Here is a 14727-nt window from a genome sequence, read left to right as displayed (position 1 = left end):
AGATCACACAGATTTTCACAGATCATTGTTTTAAAATTTTATCTAATCAATTGGCGTCATTAGCAAAATCTGCGAGAGAAAAAACAAGTTTTGGCTTAAGCCAATTTCACGCGGCAACACTGAAAGCGGGCTAAAGTAAAGCACGCTCCTATTGATGAAAATCACAGATTTTATTTGTAAGACAATTTAAAAATTCACATTTAACCATTTAAAATTCACTTCAAAAAACGCTTCAATTTTCGTAAACTTTTCAATAATTCGAATCAAAATAAAACATATATTATAAACCGACAAAAATCACTAAATTTGCCAACTTGATTAATCAACGAAATTGAGAAATTACAATGAGCCAATTTAAAGAATATAAAAACCTCAACCTGATAGACGTAGCGGAGAATGTTGCGGAATTTTGGAAAGCCAATAAAACCTTTGAAAAAAGTGTAGAAACCCGTGAAGGAAATCCCGAGTTTGTGTTTTACGAAGGTCCGCCTTCAGCCAACGGAATGCCCGGAATTCACCACGTTATGGCAAGAGCGTTGAAAGATATTTTCTGTCGTTACCAAACGCAAAACGGAAAACAAGTTTTCCGTAAAGCGGGTTGGGATACACATGGGCTTCCAGTAGAATTAGGAGTTGAAAAAGAACTCGGAATCACCAAAGAAGATATTGGCCAAAAAATTTCCATCGAAGATTACAACAAAGCCTGTCGTGAAGCAGTAATGCGTTATACAGATGTTTGGAATAACCTGACCGAAAAAATCGGGTATTGGGTTGACTTAGAAGATCCGTACATCACGTATAAATCCAAATACATGGAAACCGTTTGGTGGTTACTAAAGCAATTGTACAGCAAAGATTTGTTGTACAAAGGTTATACGATCCAGCCTTATTCACCGAAAGCAGGAACCGGACTTTCTTCTCACGAAGTCAACCAACCCGGGGCTTACCGTGATGTTACCGACACAACGATTGTTGCACAATTCAAAACACTTCCTGAAACATTGCCTTCATTTTTACAAGGTTTCGGAGATGTACATTTTTTAGCCTGGACTACAACACCATGGACTTTACCTTCAAACACGGCTTTGACAGTAGGTCCAAAAATCGATTATGTTTTAGTAAAAACATTTAATCAATATACTTTTGAGCCAATCAATATTGTTTTGGCTAAAGCTTTAACAGGAAAACAGTTCGGGAAAAAATTTATTGAGGGAACTGACGAAGATTTCGCCAATTATACTTCATCAAGCAAAACCATTCCTTTCCAAATTCTTGGGGAATTCAAAGGTGCTGACTTGGTTGGAATTAAATATGAGCAGTTATTGCCTTACACTTTACCTTATCAAAACCCAGAAAATGCTTTCAGAGTAATTTCAGGAGATTTTGTAACGACAGAAGACGGTACAGGAATCGTTCATACCGCGCCTACTTTTGGTGCTGATGATGCGAAAGTTGCCAAAGAAGCAACACCTGAAGTTCCGCCAATGTTGGTTTTAAATGAGTTCGGAAATCCCGTTCCTCTGGTAGATTTACAAGGAAAGTTCACTTCGCAAATGGGAGATTTTGCAGGTAAATATGTGAAAAACGAATATTATGATGCAGGAACAGCGCCAGAAAAATCTGTCGATGTAGAAATCGCCATTCGTTTAAAAGAAGAAAACAAAGCTTTTAAAGTTGAAAAATATGTTCACAGTTATCCCCACAGCTGGAGAACTGATGAGCCTCTTTTATATTATCCGTTAGATTCTTGGTTTGTGAAAATGACAGCGGTAAAAGACCGTTTGGTAGATTTAAACAAAGAAATCAACTGGAAGCCGAAAGCTACAGGAGAAGGACGTTTCGGAAATTGGCTGGAAAATGTGAACGATTGGAACCTTTCCCGTTCAAGATATTGGGGAATTCCGTTGCCTATTTGGAGAACAGATCCTTCAACAGGCTCAGCACAGGAAGAAATCATCATTGGTTCTGTTGAAGAGTTGTACAATGAAATTGAAAAATCTATCGCAGCAGGATTGATGACAGAAAATCCGTTCAAAGGATTTGAAATCGGAAATATGTCTGAAGAAAACTATTCTTTGGTTGATCTCCACAAAAACATCGTTGACAAAATTGTTTTGATCTCAGCATCAGGAAAAGCGATGAACCGTGAGAGCGACTTGATCGACGTTTGGTTTGATTCTGGTTCTATGCCTTATGCGCAATTGCATTATCCGTTTGAGAATAAAGAATTAATTGATAATAACAAGGCGTTCCCTGCAGATTTCATTGCAGAAGGGGTTGATCAAACTCGTGGCTGGTTCTACACACTTCATGCGATTGGAACAGCCGTTTTTGATTCTGTTGCTTATAAAAATGTAATGAGTAACGGACTTGTTTTGGATAAAAACGGTCTGAAAATGTCCAAATCCAAAGGAAATGCAGTGGACCCTTTTGAGACTTTAGCTGTTTATGGTCCAGATGCCACACGTTGGTATATGATTTCCAATGCAAATCCTTGGGAAAACCTAAAATTTGACATCGAAGGAATTGACGAAGTAAGAAGGAAATTCTTTGGAACATTGTACAATACGTACTCATTCTTCACTTTATATGCGAATGTTGACGGATTTAAATATTCTGAAAAAGATATTGAAAACCGTCCGGAAATTGATCGTTGGATTTTGTCTGAATTGAATCTTTTAATTAAAGAAGTAAAAGCATTATACGAAGATTACGAGCCTACAAGAGTTGCAAGATCGATTAGCACTTTTGTAAATGACAATTTAAGTAACTGGTACGTAAGATTATGCAGAAGACGTTTCTGGAAAGGAGATTATTCTGATGACAAAATCTCTGCTTACCAAACTTTATACACATGTCTTGAAACTGTTGCCAAATTATCTGCGCCAATCGCTCCGTTCTTTATGGATCAGTTGTATCAGGATTTGAACGCTGTAACTGGAAAAGAAAAATTTGAATCAGTTCACTTAACAGATTTCCCAGTTGCAGATGAAAATTTAATCGATCAGGATTTGGTTGAAAAAACGCATTTAGCACAGAATATTACAAGTATGGTTTTCTCATTGAGAAAAAAGGAAAATATAAAAGTGCGTCAGCCTTTACAAAAAGTATTGATTCCTGTTTTAGACAAAAAAACTGAAGAGCAGATTTTAGCCGTATCAGAATTAATTAAACAAGAAGTTAACGTTAAAGAATTACAGTTGATTAATGCTGAAGAAGCATCACATTTAATTGTAAAACAAATCAAACCGAACTTTAAAACGCTGGGTTCTAGACTTGGAAAAGACATGAAAGTGATTGGTAATGAGATTGCTAATTTCACATCAGAGCAGATTTCGTCTTTAGAAAAAGAAGGAAAAGTGGAAATTCAAGGATATGAAATTACAACAGCAGATGTAGAAATTTCAACAAAAGATATCCCGGGATGGACCGTAACTTCTGACGGGAAAACAACTGTGGCATTAGATTTGACTTTGACTGAAGAATTAAAATCCGAGGGTGTCTCTAGAGAATTCATCAACAGGATTCAAAATATCCGAAAGGAAAAAGACTTTGAATTGACCGATAGAATTATAATTTCTATCGAAGAAACCTCGCCATTTATCAATGACATTCGCAAAAATGAAACCTATATTTCAGACGAAGTATTGTCGGATAAATTAGATGTTGTATCTTCACTATCAAATTTTAACGAAATCGAGATAGATGAGGTTAAATTTAAGATAAATGTTGAAAAAATTTAACATACAGTTATTGTTTTTCATATTCCATTTCATAATTTTATTAAAAAAGAAAAAGAACCATGTCAGACGAAAGAGTACGGTACAGCGATGCTGATTTACAGGAATTTAAGGCAATCATTAAAGAAAAAATAGATAAAGCTGAGAATGATTTAAAATTAATAAGAGAAAGTTTTATCAACGACCAGAATAACGGTACAGATGATACTTCCCCAACTTTCAAAGCATTTGAAGAGGGTGCAGAAACCTTAAGTAAGGAGCAAAACTCTATTTTAGCAGGACGACAAGAGAAGTTTGTTCGTGACTTGAAAAACGCCTTGATTAGAATAGAAAATAAAACTTATGGTGTTTGCAGAGTAACGGGTAAATTAATTCCTAAGCCAAGACTTTTGGCAGTTCCTCACGCTACATTGAGCATCGAAGCTAAAAATATGCAGAAATAATATTTTTATCTTATTTTTGCAAATAATAAATTGGGTTTATATGATGTTTTATACATTATGTAAACCTAATTTTTAATTATATCTATGAGTGAATATTTAATTTTAGGAACCATCATTGTAGCTGCTTTGTGGTATTTTAACAGAGATAGAATTAAAAACAAATTCTATCCTAATCAACCTAAAAACCTCACCATAGATCAGAAATTTAATTCAGAGAAACGAGACAGAGAAAAGGAAATTGACAAACTTCTCGGTAAAATGGGCAAGAATGGCATCAATGATTTATCTGCAAAAGACAGAAAACGACTAAACGAACTTTCTAAGAAATAAAAGCGTTGCGAGCTCTTATCGCAATTGCATGGCTTAAAAAACAAATAAAAATGGAAGCATTAATTGTACACCCAAAAAATCAAATGGAACTAAACGCACTGAAAAGTGTAATGAAAGACATGGGAATTCGATATGAAAAATTTCACACCAGAGGTGCGAAAACACAAACTTTCGAGCCAAGGATTTCTCCTTCAAAAAAGGAAAAACCAGCTAGAAATTTCAAAGACAAACCAAAGAAAGATTTATAATGAAGAAGATAGCACTGGTAACTTTTATCATTTTATTAATAGATCAGGCATCAAAAATCTATGTAAAAACCCACTTCGAGCTGAGCAAGTTTCCCAACGACTCGGTTGAAGTCTTTTCTTGGTTTAAATTGACGTTTGTTGAAAACCCAGGAATGGCTTACGGATTCGAATTTGGTGGCCTTTTGGGCAAGTACTTTTTGGTCATCATAAGAGTTTTTCTGATTGCAGGAATGGTGTATTTATTTAAAAAATGGCTACAAAGAGGTGAATCAAACTATCTTATTATCCCAATGGCAATTATTTTTGCTGGAGCCATTGGAAATCTTATCGACGGTATGTTTTACGGATTAATATTCGATCACGGAACAGTTTATGATGAAACAGCAAAACATTGGATGCCGTATGATGGCATGGCAAAACTAGTTCCCTTCGGAAACGGATATTCTCACTTTATGAAGGGTTGCGTTGTGGATATGCTTCACTTTCCTTTGGTGGATTGGACTGTTCCAGAAAGTTGGCCTTTAATTGGAGGAAAACAAATTGAATTCTTTAAGTATATTTTTAATGTTGCAGATTCTGCTATCACAATAGGTGCAGCATTATTATTAATTTTCAGAAAAAAAGCTTTCCCAAATGGACTTGAGTTCTAAAACGTTTTTTAACCTCATGAACCCTTCAAAAGATTAATATAAAAGTATCGGATTGATTTCTTACTGAGAAATAAGTGTTATTTTTTTAAAAATATATACAAAAGATGTGGCTTCTGCCCCATCTTTTGTGTTTCTTATCTACTACATGATGTTTTCGTTCAGATTATAAGCCCGTATTTCATTATTATAATTATTAAGAGGTATAAAGTTTTTGGAATCACAGTCTGAAGTTTCCTAAATGGTCTGTCATATACTTATTATTTTCAAAATTATAGTAACTACTAAAAATTTGAATTTTGTTTAAAGCACGCTCCAAAATTCACTTCCTACACGACAGATTATGTTAAAAAATTCATAATTTACATTCCGGTTTCAGTCTTTCTTTTCAGTTTTATTAAATTGCCATTCATTTTTAAATTGGGTATGAAGAAGTTTAAATTGGTATTGGCAGTGACCGTTTTTTTGTTGTGTATTTCATGTAAAAATAAATCCGAAAAAAAGGAGGCGCAGGCTTACACTTCCGAGCTTCCCAATTATGGCAATGTCAATCTAAATGAGGTTTTCAGCAAAGAAGATTCTTATCTCTCCGGAAAAGAAGCAACCATTCAATACATCAAAGGATATTATGATAAAGTTTGGGACCAAGGTAACCTGAGCGGCGGAATTCTTGTTGCCAAAGGGGAAGAAATTCTTTTTGAAGGCTACCGAGGATTTGCAAGAGAAGGCAACCAAAACCCTATCAGTAAAGACACTCCGCTCCACGTTGCATCTGTATCAAAGACAATGACAGCAATGGCGGTACTTAAATTAATAGAAGCCGGAAAATTAAAACTTACAGACCATTTAACAGATCATTTTACCGGATTCCCGTATCCTAATGTAACCATACAGACCTTATTAGACCAAAGAAGCGGGCTTCCGAAATACGAATATTTCATCGATAAAATAAAACCTGCACCGGCAGAGCTGTCAAAAAATTACATCACCAACCAAGATGTTCTCAATATGCTGATAAAGTACAAACCCGAGCTGGCGAGAGATACCAATACCGGTTTTATGTACTGTAATACCAACTACGCACTTCTGGCACTTCTTGTGGAAAAAGCTACAAAAACTCCCTTCCCGATAGCGATGAAAGAAATGGTATTTGCTCCTCTAAAAATGCAAAACACCTACATTTTTGAAGAAAAAAACATCCCTACCGCTTCGCAATCTTTTTATTTTGGAGGAAACAGACTGTATCCTTTAGATCGTTTAGATTTAATTTATGGAGATAAAAATGTTTATACCACACCACGAGATCTTTACAATTTTTCTAAAGCTTTGTTTTCTAAAGATTTCCTTAAACCCGAATTGAAAAACATGATTTTTGAGCCATACAGCAATGAAAAAGCCGGACAAAACAATTATGGCTTAGGTTTCAGAATGAAAATTTTTGACAATGGCGAAAAGTTAACTTATCACAACGGATGGTGGCACGGTACCAATTCTGTTTTTGCCCATTTGCTTAAATCTAAAGTCACAATTGTTGCCATCGGAAATAAATATTCCGGTAGAGTATACACTGCATTAGCTTTAGCTGGTCTTTTCGAAGATTTTCCGCCCCAAAAAGATAAACTTCATCACATAATGAATGAAAATCAAGACTCTCTGAAAACAGGAAGTGAAGTTTTCGGAGAATAATGATTATTTTTGTCCAAATATCTTCATGAAAAGAATTTTTTTATTTTTAACGGTCTTATTTATCCTGCATTCTTGTGCAAGAGTAGGTTCGCCAATCGGTGGCTCAAAAGACACATTAGCTCCCAATATCATTGGCTCTAATATTGACAGCTCAAGAATTAATGTTGACAGAAATATCCGTGAACTGAGAATTGATTTCGATGAATATATTACCTTGAAAGAAATTAATAAGAACTTGATTATTTCTCCGCCAATCAAAAATATTAAAAAAATTCTTCCAGCTAATATTGCCAATACATCATTATTTATTCAGTGGACAGATACTTTGCAAGCCAATACAACTTACAATTTTAATTTCGGGAATTCTATTGCCGATAACAACGAATCTAATATTCTTAGATACTATAATTTTGCATTTTCAACTGGCGAAAAACTAGATGATTTGTACATCTCGGGCGATGTAAAAGACGGGATGGCAATAAAAAAAACGCAGTCTTCAGAAAACAAATTGGTGGTAGGTCTTTATCAGGTAAAAGATACAATCAACTACCGAGATAAGCCTTATTACATTTCTAAAGTAGATGATGACGGCTATTTTGAGCTTAATTATCTATCTCCAGGAAAGTACCGTATCATTGCATTTGATGATGAAAACAGCAACTCAGTCTACAATCCCGGGAAGGAAAAAATAGCTTTCCAAAAGGAAGAGGTAAACATAGAAAAATCTATTTCTGGGTTAAAATTAAAAATATTTCCATCTAAAAAAACGGTTAAATTTCTAGAAATGAAAGAAATGCCAGGTGGGATTTTAATGACTTTTGAAGGAAATCCGGAGTCTGTAAAAGTAAACCCACTGAGTGACAAACTTAAAGATTTTAAAGTAACCCACAAACCTAAATCTGATTCTGTAAAAATATGGTTTGATGCTGTAAAAAGTGAAATTGGGCAAACTACGAATGAAAACCTTAAGTTCACTTATGATGCCGGCATTATTAAAGATTCACTTTTCAATGCATCATTGTTCTACAAATACAATACGAAGAACAAAATGGCTCTAGAAAACGCCATCGGAGGCAATCTTCTTCCTCCAAAATCGGATTTTAAAATCTTGTCAAATTATATTGTAGATAAAATTCAGCCAGAAAAATGGACTTTGAAAGCCGATAGTTTAAACCAGAGTTTTACAGCTAAAATTTCTGAAACCAATCCTTACGAAATTCAAATTCAGTCTAACTTTGTTGAAGGAAAAAAATACCAGCTTACTGTTCCTAAATCTACTGTTTCATCTTATTACGAGAAAAATGCAGACTCAAAAAGATTTGATTTCGAGGCAGATAAGATAGAAAACTATGGTAGTATTACTTTTAAATTAACCAATGCACCCACAGATAAATATTGGCTACAGCTTTTAGATTCTTCAGAGAAAGTAATCTACCAGAAATACACTTCTGGAACTGAGGTAAAATTTGATATTGTGAAGCCCGCCGAGTATATCGTACGAATTCTCGTAGACAGCAACGGAAATCAATTTTGGGATGCATCCGATTTTACAACAGAAAAATTTGCCGAAGAAGCTTTTGTTTACTACAAACTTGCATTGTCTCGTGCACTTTGGGATTCTGTTGAAAACTGGGATTTGAAAGACACCCGAGCTTTAGATCTAGAAATTGCAACACCAAAAACTACTGATCAAAACAAAAAATCTGGCGAAAAGCTTAATCCTTTAGATGCACCACAAGATAAAATGAATAATCAATTCCTAAATGCAAGATAATGAAGAAAACTAAGAAAATTTTATTTTGGATTTTAGTAGGTTTTGCTATCATTCAATTTATCCCTATTGATAAAGTAAATAAACCGGTGGATCAAAAGTTAAATTTTGTTACAGTAAAAAATACGCCATCTGACATTGCGCTTCTCATAAAAAACACATGCTACGATTGTCACTCAGACGAAACGATTTATCCAAAATATGCGCATATCGCTCCTATTTCATGGTCTATAAAATCTCATGTGAATGATGGCAGAAATCATCTCAATTTTTCAATTTGGAATAATTATAATGCCGATCTCAAAAAAAGTATGATAGAAAAATCTATTCAAACGATTCAAAACAAAACAATGCCTCTTCCCGGCTATATTGTTTATCATCCAAAAGCCAATCTTTCTGCTGCTCAAAATTCTGAACTGATTAAGTATTTTGAATCTATTTTAAACTCTGGAAAGCTTTAGGCTACTTCTGGTTTTCAATATAACTTTCAAGGAATTTTTTCTGAGAATCAAACGCAAGATCTTCCAGATTTATTTGATCTAAGGGAATCCAAATAGTTTCAGAAATTTCAGAAACTTCAAGGTCTACCTTAAATTTTTCGTTTACATTGTATTCAAAAAACAAATCGAGTGTATTATAATCTATTTCTTTGTATTGATAAACGTTGGGCAGACTTGTAAGATATCTCAGATTAGAAATATCGATATGTAACCTTAATTCTTCAAAAAGCTCTCTTTTGCAAGTGTTTTCTGCGCTTTCATTGGGATCGGTAAACCCGCCAGCCAAATCAAGTTTTCCTTTCTTAGGCTCTTGATTTCTTTGGGTAAGAAAAATTTCGTTTTCACATCTTATGACAACAGCAACAGCCCCTGCAACATTATGGTAAAGAACGAAGCTGCATTGTGTGCAGCTCCATTTTTTTTCATGATTCCAAGTAAGTGATTTTTTGCCACAACTTGGGCAGAAATTTAGATTTTTCATTGTGCAACTTTAGCATTTCTGGGATGAAAGTTCAAGATTACATCTCTTAATTCTTCATTTTTCAAATGAGTGTAAACTTCGGTTGATGTAATACTAGAATGACCAAGCATTTCTTGTATAAATCTTAAATCTGCGCCATTTTGCAGTAAATGCGTTGCAAAAGAATGTCTGAAAGTGTGGGGAGATATTTTTTTGCTAACACCCGCCCTATCAGTCAATTCTTTGATAATTAAAAAAACAATTACTCGAGACATAGATGTTCCGCGACTGTTTAAAAAGAGGGTATCTTCATGCTTTTTAGTCATTTTATAACCTGATCTTACTTCGGATATATAATCTTTGATGAGTTCTGCAGTGTATTTGGCAAGAGGAACAAATCTTATTTTGTCGCCTTTTCCGTATATTTTGATGTAGTTTTCTTTAAAATTGATATTTGAAATCTTTATATCAATCAATTCAGAAACCCGAAGTCCACATCCATATAAAACTTCAATTATACAATGATTTCTTTTTCCAGTTTTTGATGAAATTTCTATTGCACCAATAATCTTATTGATGTCTGTAAGACTTAAGGTATCTGGGAGATAAAGACCTAGTTTAGGGCCTTCAAGCAATGCGGAAGGGTTATCTTCTCGGATGTCATCTTCTAGTAAATATCTAAAAAACGCTTTAATAGAGGATATCCATCTTGCTTGTGATCTTTCGCTGAATTTTTGTTTGCTGAGTCTGAAGATATATTCTTGCAGGTTTTCATAAGAAATACTATCCGGGCCAATATTTCCCAGAGATTCTTCAGTATAATCTTTTAATTTTTTGATGTCTCGAACATAGGCATCAAGTGTGTTTTCTGAAAAATTTCTTTCGAAACGAAGAAATATTTCAAAATCTTTAATTTTTTCTTCCCAAGTCATTTGTGTGTTTTTTTAAGTTGTTTTTTTAGTTTAAATCATCTTCATTTACTTGTATTATTTCAATATTATGATTTTTTAAAAATCCTATTCCCTCATCGTCAGAATATGCGTTGATGTAAACCAATTTTTGTATTCCTGCTTGCAGAATAAGCTTACTGCATTCTTTACAAGGCGAGAGCGTAAGATAAAGCGTAGATCCTTTAGCAGACTGTGTAGATCCCGCGAGTTTTAGAATCGCATTTGCTTCAGCATGCAGCACGTACCAATGCGTTTGTTCATTTTCATCTTCGCAACAGTTTTCAAATCCGGATGGTGTACCATTGTATCCATCAGAAATAATCATTCTGTCTTTTACAATAATTGCTCCTACTTGTTTTCTCTTACAATAAGAAAGTTTTGCCCATTCTTGAGCCATTTTAAGATAAGCTTTATCAAACTTACTGTATGTCTGCATCTTGTTATTTGAAATAATTGAGTAATTCTTAAGTTTAAAAGTTGGGTTTTCTTTTTTCAAGAAACGCAGCGACACCTTCTTTTTTGTCGTCAAGCTCAAAAACTTCTCCGAAATACTGTATTTCTGTATCAAAACCTTTATCTGTATCTGAAAGGTTTACCGCATTTATTGCTTTTGCAATTGCCATTGGCGAATTGTTTGAAATAATTGTGGCAAGTTCTTTTGTTTTATTAATTAAATCTTCTAACACAAAAACTTCATTTACAAGGCCAATTTCTTTTGCTCTATGTGCGGATATCATTTTTGCAGAAAAAATAAGTTCGTTTGCTAACCCTTTTCCTACTAATTTCGGAAGCCTCTGTGTTCCTCCATACCCTGGTATTAATCCTAAAGTAACTTCAGGAAGTCCTAATTTTGCATTTTCTGATGCATATCTGATGTGGCAAGCCATTGCTAGTTCTAAACCTCCACCTAAAGCAAAGCCATTTACTGCTGCAATTACGGGTTTTGAAAGATTCTCAATCTTGTTGAATAATATATTTTGTCCGTTTCTTGCTAATTGTTCAGCTTCTTTTTGTCCAAAATCTGCGAATTCTTTGATGTCTGCACCTGCAACAAATGATTTCTCTCCGCTTCCGGTAAGAATGATGACTCTTGTTTCTGTATCTTTTTCCAAACCATCGAAAGCATCCCCAAGCTCCCTAATTGTATTTGCATTCAATGCATTAAGACTTGTTGGTCTATTGATGGTGATGATAGATATTTTGTTTTCTTTACTTATAAGTATATTTTCAAACTCCATTTTAGCGTAAACATTTATTACCATGCAAATTAAAAATTTTTTTCAACAAAAAAGAGGAAAAATGTAATTTTTTTCCTCTTTTAACAGTTTATTTTGAATTGCAATCTATTTATTATGATTCATCATGTTGCCATCAATGCTTATTTGTAAGCCCGCAGCAACCTTCATTCCAAGCTCAATATTTGCTCTGAAAAAATGACATAATTGACGGTTTATGATTTCATCTCTCTTAGGGCCATCAATCCCGCTCATATTTTCTATAATATTATTAATCAACCTCTCACGATCTTCTACACTCATTGCTTTAGTGTAAAGTAAACCTGGTTGCGTATAATGATCGTCATCATTTTCGTTTCTATTGTAGTTGGCAACATGGTTACTATCCAGCTCATATTCAAAGTTTTTATACGCTGAATCTGGAGTAATATCATCGAAACTATTAGGATGGTAATTGGGCTTGTCTTGGTAATGACTTGAATCTGCCATCGCGCCATCTCTCTGGTAATTATTAATAGCAAACGGGCAACGGTTTACCTCCAAGTGGTGTGCATTAACGCCAACTCTGTAACGATGAGCATCAGGATATGAGAAAAGTCTACCTTGAAGCATTTTGTCTGGTGAAAAACTAATTCCGTTAATTAAATTACTTGGAGAGAAAATAGATTGTTCTACATGCGCAAAATAGTTTACAGGAATTTCGTTCAATTCCATCTCACCAACTTCTATTAATGGGAAGTCATCATGTGACCATATTTTAGTAACATCAAAAGGATTCCATCGGAATTCGTTTGCTTGAGTCTCGGTCATGGTTTGAATATACATCTTCCATTTGGGAAAATCTCCGTTTTCAATGGCGTTGCAAAGGTCTTCTTGCGCAAAATCTGGATTTACACCTGCCATTTTTGTAGCTTCTTCGTTCGTGAAGTTTTTTATGCCTTGTTGAGTTATAAAATGAAATTTCACCCAAGTTCTTTCATTTTGTTCATTAATCATAGAAAAAGTATGAGACCCAAAACCATGCATGTGCCTAAAACCATAAGGTGTGCCTCTTTCAGACATCAAAATAAGAACCTGATGTAAGGATTCAGGATTTAAGCTCCAAAAATCCCACATCATTGTTGCGCTTTTCAAGTTGGTTTTAGGAACCCTTTTTTGGGTATGAATAAAATCTGGAAATTTTTTGGCATCTTTTATAAAAAAAACGGGTGTATTGTTTCCTACCAAATCCCAATTTCCGTCTTCTGTATAAAATTTCAAAGCAAAACCACGAGGATCTCTCGCTGTATCTGCGCTTCCTTTTTCTCCACCAACAGTAGAAAATCTTGCAAACATTTTGCAGGAGTTTCCAATTTTAGAAAACAGTTTAGCTTTGGTATATTTTGAAATATCGTGGGTTACTGTGAATTTTCCGTAAGCGCCGCTGCCTTTTGCGTGAACAATCCTTTCCGGAATTCTTTCTCTCACAAAATGAGCGAGATTTTCTTGTAATATAAAATCTTGTAGCAAAACAGGACCTCTTGCTCCAACTGTTTGCGAGTCTTGATGTTCAAAATAAGGAGCTCCACTGCTCGTGGTTAATTTTTTAGTATCCATAGATTTATAATTTGTTATTGTAGTTTCGTTTTTCAGATTCAAATTTAGATGAATTTTTAATTGCCTATACCAAAAACGTCATATCTTTGTAATAGATAATATTAATCAAATGAACATTCAGCAATTGGAATATCTTATCGCTGTAGATAAGTACAAACATTTTGGCAAGGCCGCTCAAGCATGCTTTATTACTCAGCCTACATTAAGTGCTATGATCCAGAAGTTTGAGGACGAGCTGGATGTGAAAGTTTTTGACAGAACCACCCACCCCATCAGAACAACCGATGTTGGCCTGCAAATTATAGACCAAGCCAAAGTAATTATTGAGGCCGTAAATGAGCTTAAAAACAAAGCTAATCTATTAAACAATATTTTAGGAGGTACAATCAATCTGGGGATTATCCCAACGGTTTCATCATTCATTCTTCCAACCGAAATTTTCAGTTTTCTTCAGGAAAATCCTAAGATTCAGATGAATGTAAAAGAGATGACGACAGACAACATTATTAAATCCTTAAAATCTGGGGAGTTGGATGCTGGTATTATTTCTACCCCGTATGACAATGCCAACGAGTTTTATCAAGACTTTCTTTTTAATGAAGAATTGATGATTTATAGCTCAGACACAGAAGCTAACAAAAAAAACACCTTCATCGTTCCCGAAGAAATGAATGTAGAAAAAGTATGGCTTTTAGAGGAAGGAAATTGCCTTAGAAATCAGTTTGAAAATATTTGTCATTTAAAAGAAAATTCTCTGAAACCCAAAAATTTGGACTTTTTAGCTTCTAATATTCAGACTTTAGTCCACATGGTTGATAAAGTTGGAGGAATTAGTATATTGCCAGAACTGGCCTTAAATCAACTGTCTGATGAGCAGAAAACAAAAGTTTTTAAATTTAAAAAACCTTTTCCATACCGCGAAATCAGCATTATTTATTACAAGCCAACATTTAAACAAAAAATTATTGATGAGCTGGGCAATTCAATCAAAAAAACCTTAAAAGACAAACTTAATTACTACAAAAATCCGAAAGATTTTGTGAGTATAAAGCCCCAATAACATTAAAAATCAGATGAAAGTCTGATTTTTTTCATTTATTTTCGGAGCCAAAAGTTTTGAG

14 protein-coding genes are annotated in these 14727 nt (G+C 34.4%); 9 read left to right on the top strand and 5 right to left on the bottom strand.

Translation table 11 applies throughout. The features are described from left to right. Positions 1-344 precede the first annotated feature (344 nt). The 8 genes from ileS to BW939_RS14215 all read left to right on the top strand — a co-directional run bounded on the left by ileS (position 345) and on the right by BW939_RS14215 (position 9326). Positions 345-3743 carry an isoleucine--tRNA ligase gene (ileS, locus tag BW939_RS14250; protein WP_076452692.1) on the top strand — a complete coding sequence of 1133 codons (3399 nt, stop codon included), beginning with the start codon at positions 345-347 and terminating at the stop codon, positions 3741-3743. A 59-nt stretch (positions 3744-3802) separates the two neighbouring features. Continuing rightward, positions 3803-4183 (top strand): TraR/DksA family transcriptional regulator, encoded by a 381-nt coding sequence (locus BW939_RS14245; protein WP_076452691.1) that lies wholly within the window; start codon positions 3803-3805, stop codon positions 4181-4183. A gap of 84 nt (positions 4184-4267) precedes the next feature. Beyond that, the gene (locus BW939_RS14240; RefSeq protein ID WP_076452690.1) at positions 4268-4513 is read left to right on the top strand and encodes a DUF6576 domain-containing protein; all 246 of its coding nucleotides are present in this window, start codon (positions 4268-4270) and stop codon (positions 4511-4513) included. A gap of 50 nt (positions 4514-4563) precedes the next feature. Further along, positions 4564-4761, top strand: coding sequence for a DUF2683 family protein (locus BW939_RS14235; RefSeq protein WP_076452689.1), 198 nt, complete (start codon positions 4564-4566; stop codon positions 4759-4761). Next, positions 4761-5411: a lipoprotein signal peptidase gene (locus BW939_RS14230; protein WP_076452688.1), complete on the top strand. Its 651-nt coding sequence runs from the start codon at positions 4761-4763 to the stop codon at positions 5409-5411. The genes BW939_RS14235 and BW939_RS14230 overlap by 1 nt, the downstream gene beginning before the upstream one ends. A gap of 423 nt (positions 5412-5834) precedes the next feature. After that, positions 5835-7094 carry a serine hydrolase domain-containing protein gene (locus tag BW939_RS14225; RefSeq protein WP_076452687.1) on the top strand — a complete coding sequence of 420 codons (1260 nt, stop codon included), beginning with the start codon at positions 5835-5837 and terminating at the stop codon, positions 7092-7094. A gap of 25 nt (positions 7095-7119) precedes the next feature. Then, on the top strand, positions 7120-8868 hold the full coding sequence (locus BW939_RS14220; RefSeq protein ID WP_076452686.1) for an Ig-like domain-containing domain: 1749 nt from the start codon (positions 7120-7122) through the stop codon (positions 8866-8868). Then, positions 8868-9326, top strand: a complete 459-nt coding sequence (locus BW939_RS14215) for a heme-binding domain-containing protein (RefSeq protein WP_076452685.1) — start codon at positions 8868-8870, stop codon at positions 9324-9326. The genes BW939_RS14220 and BW939_RS14215 overlap by 1 nt, the downstream gene beginning before the upstream one ends. A 1-nt stretch (position 9327) precedes the next feature. Here the strand turns inward: BW939_RS14215 and BW939_RS14210 are convergent, their stop codons facing one another. From BW939_RS14210 to BW939_RS14190, 5 genes are all read right to left on the bottom strand, one after another. Next, positions 9328-9846, bottom strand: coding sequence for an NUDIX hydrolase (locus BW939_RS14210; protein ID WP_076452684.1), 519 nt, complete (start codon positions 9844-9846; stop codon positions 9328-9330). After that, on the bottom strand, positions 9843-10757 hold the full coding sequence (gene xerD / locus BW939_RS14205; RefSeq protein ID WP_076452683.1) for a site-specific tyrosine recombinase XerD: 915 nt from the start codon (positions 10755-10757) through the stop codon (positions 9843-9845). The genes BW939_RS14210 and xerD overlap by 4 nt, the downstream gene beginning before the upstream one ends. Positions 10758-10782: 25 nt before the next feature. Then, positions 10783-11211, bottom strand: a complete 429-nt coding sequence (locus BW939_RS14200; RefSeq protein WP_076452745.1) for a deoxycytidylate deaminase — start codon at positions 11209-11211, stop codon at positions 10783-10785. A 34-nt stretch (positions 11212-11245) separates the two neighbouring features. Continuing rightward, a complete protein-coding gene (locus tag BW939_RS14195; protein ID WP_076452682.1) occupies positions 11246-12013 on the bottom strand; it encodes an enoyl-CoA hydratase/isomerase family protein in 768 nt (255 codons plus the stop codon). 105 nt (positions 12014-12118) lie between these two features. After that, positions 12119-13606, bottom strand: a complete 1488-nt coding sequence (locus BW939_RS14190) for a catalase (protein ID WP_076452744.1) — start codon at positions 13604-13606, stop codon at positions 12119-12121. A gap of 109 nt (positions 13607-13715) precedes the next feature. On the opposite strand from BW939_RS14190, the gene BW939_RS14185 reads away from it, so the two are divergent. Next, entirely contained in the window at positions 13716-14666 is a 951-nt protein-coding gene (locus BW939_RS14185) for a LysR substrate-binding domain-containing protein (protein ID WP_076452681.1), read from the top strand. Positions 14667-14727 lie beyond the last annotated feature (61 nt).

It is taken from the genome of Chryseobacterium piscicola (assembly GCF_900156685.1).
Classification (GTDB): domain Bacteria; phylum Bacteroidota; class Bacteroidia; order Flavobacteriales; family Weeksellaceae; genus Chryseobacterium; species Chryseobacterium piscicola.
This window is presented reverse-complemented; position numbering and strand designations above follow the sequence as displayed.

Excerpts from the sequence above, each read along its gene's own strand:
- ileS (WP_076452692.1), top strand. The coding sequence starts at position 345 with ATGAGCCAATTTAAAGAATATAAAAACCTCAACCTGATAGACGTAGCG.
- BW939_RS14245 (WP_076452691.1), top strand. The coding sequence starts at position 3,803 with ATGTCAGACGAAAGAGTACGGTACAGCGATGCTGATTTACAGGAATTT.
- BW939_RS14240 (WP_076452690.1), top strand. The coding sequence starts at position 4,268 with ATGAGTGAATATTTAATTTTAGGAACCATCATTGTAGCTGCTTTGTGG.
- BW939_RS14235 (WP_076452689.1), top strand. The coding sequence starts at position 4,564 with ATGGAAGCATTAATTGTACACCCAAAAAATCAAATGGAACTAAACGCA.
- BW939_RS14230 (WP_076452688.1), top strand. The coding sequence starts at position 4,761 with ATGAAGAAGATAGCACTGGTAACTTTTATCATTTTATTAATAGATCAG.
- BW939_RS14225 (WP_076452687.1), top strand. The coding sequence starts at position 5,835 with ATGAAGAAGTTTAAATTGGTATTGGCAGTGACCGTTTTTTTGTTGTGT.
- BW939_RS14220 (WP_076452686.1), top strand. The coding sequence starts at position 7,120 with ATGAAAAGAATTTTTTTATTTTTAACGGTCTTATTTATCCTGCATTCT.
- BW939_RS14215 (WP_076452685.1), top strand. The coding sequence starts at position 8,868 with ATGAAGAAAACTAAGAAAATTTTATTTTGGATTTTAGTAGGTTTTGCT.
- BW939_RS14210 (WP_076452684.1), bottom strand. The coding sequence starts at position 9,846 with ATGAAAAATCTAAATTTCTGCCCAAGTTGTGGCAAAAAATCACTTACT.
- xerD (WP_076452683.1), bottom strand. The coding sequence starts at position 10,757 with ATGACTTGGGAAGAAAAAATTAAAGATTTTGAAATATTTCTTCGTTTC.
- BW939_RS14200 (WP_076452745.1), bottom strand. The coding sequence starts at position 11,211 with ATGCAGACATACAGTAAGTTTGATAAAGCTTATCTTAAAATGGCTCAA.
- BW939_RS14195 (WP_076452682.1), bottom strand. The coding sequence starts at position 12,013 with ATGGAGTTTGAAAATATACTTATAAGTAAAGAAAACAAAATATCTATC.
- BW939_RS14190 (WP_076452744.1), bottom strand. The coding sequence starts at position 13,606 with ATGGATACTAAAAAATTAACCACGAGCAGTGGAGCTCCTTATTTTGAA.
- BW939_RS14185 (WP_076452681.1), top strand. The coding sequence starts at position 13,716 with ATGAACATTCAGCAATTGGAATATCTTATCGCTGTAGATAAGTACAAA.